This window comes from Histophilus somni (assembly GCF_014202395.1).
In the GTDB taxonomy this organism is placed as follows: Bacteria; Pseudomonadota; Gammaproteobacteria; order Enterobacterales; family Pasteurellaceae; genus Histophilus; species Histophilus somni.
Map to the genome: position 1 here is coordinate 55414 of NZ_JACHGQ010000008.1, position 6499 is coordinate 61912.

A 6499-nucleotide genomic window follows, 5' to 3' on the forward strand; every position below is an offset into this window, starting at 1 on the left:
ACCACAAATACTATGTCATTTCGGCAAAATGTGAAGTTATGCTAAAATACGCCGAATTTTACATAAGGAAAATAGGAATAAATCATGGCGAAACGTAAAGAAGAAGTGTTTAATTGGGAAGATGAGGAACAAGAAGAAATTATTTGGGTGAGCAAAAGTGAAATAAAACGTGATGCGGAAGCTTTGAAAAAATTAGGTGAAAAACTCGTCAATTTAACCAAAACAAATTTGGATAAAATACCATTAGACACAGGGTTGCGTGATGCGGTCGAACTTGCACAACGTTTGCAAAAAGAAGCTCTTCGCCGTCAAATTCAATATATTGGCAAACTCTTGCGAGCCATTGATCCGGAACCAATCCAAGAAGCGTTAAATAAAATTGAAAATAAACATCAGCAGCAACAAGCAATATTACATAAATTAGAATTATTACGAGATGAATTGGTTCAAAAAGGTAACAGTGCATTTACAGAGCTATTAATACAGTATCCTCATGCAGATCGCCAACATTTACATAACCTAATTCGTTCAGCACAAAAAGAGCGGGAACAAAACAAACCACCTAAATCATACCGAGAAATTTTCCAATATTTGAAAGATCTGATTTTGGAAGATTAACATGAAAATCCGCATGTTAAAGTGCATTAACGTTTATCTGCTATTTTTCACATGTACCAAAATCCGCTATAATGGCGGACATTTTTGATATAACGTACCTAATAATGTAAAAAAACCAAAGAGGTTTATTATGACTACTCCAGTAGTTGCTTTAGTCGGTCGCCCAAACGTAGGTAAATCGACTTTATTTAATCGTCTAACACGTACTCGTGATGCTTTAGTGGCTGATTTTCCCGGTCTTACTCGGGATCGAAAATATGGTCAAGCACATTTCAATGGTTATGACTTTATTGTGATTGATACGGGAGGTATTGATGGGACGGAAGAAGGCGTAGAGGAAAAAATGGCGGAGCAATCCTTACTTGCCATTGAAGAAGCCGATATTGTTTTATTTCTTGTAGATGCTCGTGCCGGCTTAACTTCTGCGGATGTTGGTATTGCTCAATATTTGCGTAAACGCCAAAATAAAACTACTGTACTTGTGGCAAATAAAACCGATGGTATTGATGCAGATTCTCATTGTGCAGAGTTTTATCAACTGGGCTTGGGTGAAATTGAAAAAATTGCAGCATCACAAGGACGCGGTATAAGTGCATTAATGGAAAAAGTTTTGCCGTCTGTTGCCGACAAGCTAAGTTTAGCTAACGCAGAAGATCATTCAGAAAGTGCGGTAGAAAATTCAGATGAAAGTGCGGAAGAATGGGAAAAAGATTTTAATTTTAATAGTGAAGAAGATATACAGCTACTTGATGAGGCTCTTGTAGAAGAACAAGAAGAAAGTGAAGATAAAAATATCAAAATTGCCATTGTGGGTCGTCCAAATGTAGGAAAATCAACACTAACTAACCGCATTTTAGGTGAAGATCGTGTAGTGGTGTATGACTTACCGGGGACCACTCGAGACAGCATTTATATTCCGATGGAGCGAGATGGTCAGCAATACACTCTCATTGATACGGCCGGTGTACGCAAACGTGGTAAAGTTCATTTAACAGTAGAAAAATTCTCTGTTATCAAAACATTACAAGCTATTCAAGATGCGAATGTTATTTTGTTGACGATTGATGCTCGTCAAGGCATATCCGATCAAGATTTATCGTTATTAGGTTTCATTTTAAATACCGGTCGTTCCTTGGTCATTGTTGTCAATAAATGGGACGGTTTAAATCAAGATATAAAAGATCAAGTCAAGTCTGAATTGGATCGTCGTTTAGACTTTATTGATTTTGCACGTGTTCATTTTATTTCTGCTCTACATGGTAGTGGTGTAGGCAATTTATTTGACAGTATAAAAGAGGCTTATGCTTGTGCTACAAAAAAAATGACAACGTCATTACTAACCCGCATTCTACAAATGGCAACAGATGAACATCAACCGCCAATGATAGGTGGACGCAGAATTAAACTAAAGTATGCACATCCAGGCGGGTATAATCCACCAATTATTGTTGTACACGGCAATCAAATCGAAGGTTTGCCGGACAGCTACAAACGATATTTATCTAACTATTACCGTCGTAGCTTAAAAATTATTGGGTCACCGATTCGTTTATTGTTCCAAGAAGGAAACAACCCGTTCGCAGGGCGTCGTAATAAACTGACACCAAATCAGTTGCGTAAACGTAAACGTTTGATGAAATTTATCAAAAAATCAAAACAGCGATAAATATAATATAAATGGGCGGAAAATATCCGCCCAAAATCACTGCACTTTGCCTCTATATTTTTTCTTATTTTGCGATCTCTCTCGCAAATATTTCCCAATTCAATAAACTTTCAACTTTTTATCTTTTATATTAAAGCCTTCCCACACAAACGGATATAAGGATAATTATGCGAGTATCAGCACTATTTTTTATGTTGTTCATTATAAAAGTTCAAGCAACATTGCCGGATTTCATGCTGTTGGAAAACTATAAAAATCAGGACGTAAGCGGTTGGGTGATGAGTGAAAAGTTGGATGGCATTAGGGGATATTGGGATGGCAAACAACTTTTCACTCGACAAAATAAAGTCATTCAGCCACCGCACTATTTTATTCGTGATTTCCCACCCTTTGCTATTGACGGCGAACTTTTTACCGAACGTAATCAATTCGAAAAAATATCCTCTATTGTACGTTCCAAAAAAGATAAAGGTTGGGAAAAAATGAAATTATATGTTTTTGATGTTCCCAATGCACAAGGAAATTTATTTGAAAGACTGGCTGTTTTACAAGATTATCTTGATAAACATCCTACACCTTATATTCAAATTATTGAGCAAATTCCCATTAAAACTAAACAACAAGTGAAAAATTTTTTACAACAAATTGAAAAACAGCAAGGTGAGGGAGTTGTTTTACGTAATCCTCATGCTACCTATGAACGAAAACGCAGTACACAAATTTTGAAATTAAAGACCGCACTTGATGAAGAATGTACTGTTATAGCTCATCATCAAGGTAAAGGACAATTTGAAAATATGCTAGGCTCAATCAGCTGTCAAAATCATCGTGGCATTTTTAAAATCGGCTCAGGATTTAATTTAATTGAACGTAGAAATCCACCTCCAATAGGCTCTATTATTACCTATAAATATCGTGGATTAACTAAAAATGGACTTCCTCGATTTGCCACTTATTGGCGTTCAAAGAAAGAATAAAAGTGCGGTGATGATTGATATAAAATCTTCTTATGGGGCTGATATTTTCCTTTACAAGCCGTAAAATCTGCCTAAAATAAAGCCCCCAAATAGCTTGCATGGTCAAGCTACTGACTTGTAATCAGACTTAAGAGAAAATTTATGACAACTCAATTCAAACCGGAATTATTATCTCCAGCCGGTTCGTTAAAAAATATGCGTTATGCTTTTGCTTATGGTGCAGATGCCGTATATGCCGGTCAACCTCGATATAGCTTGCGAGTTCGCAACAATGAATTTAATCATGCTAATTTAAAAATCGGTATTGATGAAGCACATGCACTTGGTAAAAAATTCTATGTTGTAGTGAATATTGCACCACATAATTCTAAATTAAAAACCTTTATCAAAGATTTACAACCCGTGATTGATATGCAACCTGATGCACTAATCATGTCAGACCCCGGCTTGATTATGTTGGTTCGTGAGCATTTCCCAAATATTGATATTCATCTTTCTGTACAAGCAAATGCAGTGAATTGGGCGACAGTGAAATTCTGGAAACAATTGGGTTTAACTCGAGTGATTCTATCTCGTGAACTCTCCTTGGAAGAAATTGCTGAAATTCGCCAGCAAGTACCGGATATTGAAGTTGAAATATTTGTGCATGGTGCTTTATGTATGGCATATTCAGGACGCTGTTTATTATCAGGCTATATTAACAAGCGTGATCCCAATCAAGGTACTTGTACCAATGCCTGTCGCTGGGAATATTCTGTTGTAGAAGGAAAAACAGATGAAGTAGGCAACATTGTGAATGTTGGTGAAGAAATTCCCGTTAAAAATGTCGCACCGACGTTAGGTGAAGGAAATACAACAAATAAAGTCTTTTTATTAGCGGAAAATCAGCGACCTGAAGAGCAAATGTCAGCCTTTGAAGATGAGCATGGTACTTATATTATGAACTCTAAAGATCTACGTGCAGTGCAACATGTAGAAAAACTTTCACAAATTGGTGTTCATTCTTTAAAAATTGAAGGGCGTACAAAATCTTTCTATTATTGTGCAAGGACGGCTCAAGTTTATCGCAAGGCTATTGATGACGCAGTAGCAGGCAGACCTTTTGATGAAAGTTTAATGGATACATTGGAAAGTTTGGCACATCGTGGCTATACCGAAGGTTTTTTACGCCGTCATACGCATGATGAATACCAAAATTATGATTACGGGTATTCTATTTCTGAACGCCAACAATTTGTCGGCGAATTTACCGGTAAACGTAATGAAAAAGGTATGGCGGAAGTTGCGGTTAAAAATAAATTCTTGTTAGGTGATGAAGTTGAATTAATGACGCCCAAAGGCAATGTGGTTTTTACCATTGAGCGTATGCTTAATCGTAAAAATGAACACATTGATGCCGCACTTGGTGATGGGCATTTTGTTTTTTTAGATGTTCCTCAAGACATTCAACTTGATTATGCGTTACTCATGCGTAATTTAGTTAATGCAAATACAAGAAATCCGCATAATAAAAAATAATCGTTTGTTAGAAATTTTTTGTGAATGTAAAAAATATTTCGCCCTTTCTTGATGAAAGGGCTTTTTTACCCTCTGTTTATATCACCTAATTTATTTGAAAAACCTTTAAAAATAACCACTTTTATTTGCCAAAGCACCATTGGGACATTTATTAAATCAATCTGGCGTGATTTTTTGTCAAGAAAAAATTGCTTTTGATCACGTAAAAAGCGGAACCATTAATGATAGCAATTATTTTGTTTATTATGGCAAAGTAGCATCATTGGAACAACATTTTCAATTGCAAGGCAAAAATTATACTTGCTACGCTTTTTCTAATCCTCCTTACCCTTTTGTTAGACCAGCAATTTTTGATGATATTTTTGCTGATGAACTCAATTTTTTAGAGCAAGCACTCTCAAATAAAAACAAAATTGATAAAAAGAAAGCTTTTGTATTTTTTAAACGTTATGCCAATCAACCGATTTTAGAAAGAACCATGCGAGAAATTGCAAAATATCGTAGGACTTCAAATGAAAATTTAGCAAAACGCTTAGAAAATATCTGTTTAGGCTTCATTTCGCAGAAGATGTCGACAAAATTAACTCATTATCTCAACAAAATTATGGATAAGGTTTCTCCAGTGTATTCTCAAGTTACATGGCAGATTTTTACTTTTTTCATTTTGTTGGTAACGCTGTTGACAACGGAAAATGTGTTGGAAACCTCCTTCAAAAACCATCCTATCTCCTCTATTTTCGTTGGGGCAGTCATAACATTATTGGCAACTTTTATTTTTTCTGCACTGGCATGGCTCATTAGTTCCATTATTGTCTTCTGGCAGCAACGCAAAATTCCCTCTGAGTATCGACAAAAAATGCGTAACCGAGAACCATTTCAACGCTTATCGAAAATTGTGCCACTTGTTTTTTAGGTGCGGGTATTTATGGTGCGGTCGCCACTCACGATATTCTGTCAAAATGGAACGGATTTCCACAACCTCAGATCCAACAACTTGCTACGCAGTATTGCTCAGCCAATTGGTGCCAAAATCTTTCCAAAATCAACATCAAAACAAGGACGCTACCCGCTGGAGTTTATAGTGCGGAAGAAAAAACGCGTATTATTCAAAAAACCTTAGTCAAAAAAGGTTACAAACTTAAAGTGGACGGAAAATTTGGTACAAAAACTCGCAATGCCGCAGTAAGTTACCTTGCGACCAAAGGTATCAGCGTCACTAACGATATCGCCTTGGATCGGTTGTTTGAGTATTTTGAACCAAACTTACAGTAAAAAAAATTATTTTGAAGTACTGTATATTGATAGAATGTTTATTCTAATATATAGCTTTTTATATGACTTAAACTCTTTTTAACGTGCCTATTTCTTTGCTTTAATTACAGATGTTCTTGTATATTATAGTTTTTCATATCTGTGATATTTATCACAAAAACGAAATAAAAATTCCAAATTTTAATAAAAATGAAAATTTTGCATTGAAATAAAAGTAGCAATATTGTATTAATATCAAGGTATTTAAGTGGTTCAATATTACAGTCTGATCACTAAATAGAGAAGTTCATTGCTAAATTTAATATTTACATATGCTAAAATTGATAGGAAAATTCTATGAAAACTGCAAAAAACTGCAAAAAACTGCAAAAAACTGCAAAAAACTGCAAAAAACTGCAAAAAACTGCAAAAAACTGCAAAAAACTGCAAAAAACTGCAAAAAACTGGC

The 6499-nt window shown here is 35.4% G+C and carries 6 protein-coding genes; all 6 read left to right on the top strand.

Going from position 1 to position 6499, the window contains the following annotated elements:
• Nucleotides 1–84 precede the first annotated feature (84 nt).
• The 6 genes from yjgA (at nt 85) to HNR69_RS09770 (ending at nt 6051) form a co-directional block, all read left to right on the top strand.
• Nucleotides 85–618 carry a ribosome biogenesis factor YjgA gene (gene yjgA, locus HNR69_RS06640; RefSeq protein ID WP_075293435.1) on the top strand — a complete coding sequence of 178 codons (534 nt, stop codon included), beginning with the start codon at nt 85–87 and terminating at the stop codon, nt 616–618.
• 130 nt (nt 619–748) lie between these two features.
• Nucleotides 749–2284 (top strand): ribosome biogenesis GTPase Der, encoded by a 1536-nt coding sequence (gene der, locus HNR69_RS06645; RefSeq protein WP_011609479.1) that lies wholly within the window; start codon nt 749–751, stop codon nt 2282–2284.
• Nucleotides 2285–2451: 167 nt separating this feature from the next.
• Nucleotides 2452–3261, top strand: a complete 810-nt coding sequence (locus HNR69_RS06650) for a DNA ligase (protein WP_012341159.1) — start codon at nt 2452–2454, stop codon at nt 3259–3261.
• A gap of 141 nt (nt 3262–3402) precedes the next feature.
• On the top strand, nt 3403–4779 hold the full coding sequence (trhP, locus tag HNR69_RS06655; protein WP_075293436.1) for a prephenate-dependent tRNA uridine(34) hydroxylase TrhP: 1377 nt from the start codon (nt 3403–3405) through the stop codon (nt 4777–4779).
• A gap of 139 nt (nt 4780–4918) precedes the next feature.
• Nucleotides 4919–5692, top strand: coding sequence for a hypothetical protein (locus HNR69_RS06660; protein ID WP_075293437.1), 774 nt, complete (start codon nt 4919–4921; stop codon nt 5690–5692).
• A 191-nt stretch (nt 5693–5883) separates the two neighbouring features.
• Nucleotides 5884–6051 carry a peptidoglycan-binding domain-containing protein gene (locus tag HNR69_RS09770; protein ID WP_370483450.1) on the top strand — a complete coding sequence of 56 codons (168 nt, stop codon included), beginning with the start codon at nt 5884–5886 and terminating at the stop codon, nt 6049–6051.
• The last annotated feature ends 448 nt before the right edge of the window (nt 6052–6499 follow it).

Excerpts from the sequence above, each read along its gene's own strand:
- yjgA (WP_075293435.1), top strand. The coding sequence starts at position 85 with ATGGCGAAACGTAAAGAAGAAGTGTTTAATTGGGAAGATGAGGAACAA.
- der (WP_011609479.1), top strand. The coding sequence starts at position 749 with ATGACTACTCCAGTAGTTGCTTTAGTCGGTCGCCCAAACGTAGGTAAA.
- HNR69_RS06650 (WP_012341159.1), top strand. The coding sequence starts at position 2,452 with ATGCGAGTATCAGCACTATTTTTTATGTTGTTCATTATAAAAGTTCAA.
- trhP (WP_075293436.1), top strand. The coding sequence starts at position 3,403 with ATGACAACTCAATTCAAACCGGAATTATTATCTCCAGCCGGTTCGTTA.